Here is a 700-nt window from a genome sequence, read left to right as displayed (position 1 = left end):
CCGGACAGCGCCTTCACGCCCGGAAAGCTTTTCGCGATGTCGCTGAGCCGGAGTATCGTGTCCATCGGTTTCTCCGTACGAAGGGCGCCGGCCGTGCCGCCGCCCGTCGAGTCGCATTGCACGTCGTTCACCAGCTGAAGCCCTTCGCGTTGCCGCGGTCGACCACCTTCACGTCGACCGGGATCGCCTTCGGCACCGTCGCGCCCCACTTGCGCGCAATCGCGATGCCGAGCGCGATACGCACCTGGTCGGCCGGGAACTGCGCGGTCGTCTCGATGAACTTCGAATTCGGCTTCTGGATCGCGGCGATCGCCTCGGGCGCGCCGTCGACGCTCGTCAGCTTGATGTCCTTGCCCGAGCTCTCGATCGCGGCGAGCGCGCCCATCGCGCCGCCGTCGTTCACGCTGAAGACGCCCTTCAGCTTCGGGTGCGCGGAGATCAGGTTCTCGGTCACCGACAGCGCGGTCGCGCGCTCCTGCTTGCCGTTCTGCGTGTCGACCAGCTTCACGTTCGGGTATTTCGCGAGCCCCGCCTTGCAGCCGCGCACGCGTTCGAGAATCGGCACGACCGGAATGCCGTCGAGGATCGCCACCTCGCCGCTGCCGCCGATCGCTTTCGCGAGGTAGTCGCACGACATCACGCCCGCGTCGTAGTTCTTCGAGCCGACGAACGAATCGACCGGGCCGTTCGCGTTCGCATC

The 700-nt window shown here is 67.0% G+C and carries 1 protein-coding gene; it reads right to left on the bottom strand.

Going from position 1 to position 700, the window contains the following annotated elements; genetic code table 11:
• Positions 1-127: 127 nt before the first annotated feature.
• A partial coding sequence (locus L810_RS41470; RefSeq protein WP_042978293.1) for a substrate-binding domain-containing protein occupies positions 128-700 on the bottom strand: 573 nt, incomplete at its 5' end.

The sequence above is a fragment of the Burkholderia sp. AU4i genome (genome assembly GCF_000466765.1).
Lineage (GTDB): Bacteria > Pseudomonadota > Gammaproteobacteria > Burkholderiales > Burkholderiaceae > Burkholderia > Burkholderia cepacia.
This window is presented reverse-complemented; position numbering and strand designations above follow the sequence as displayed.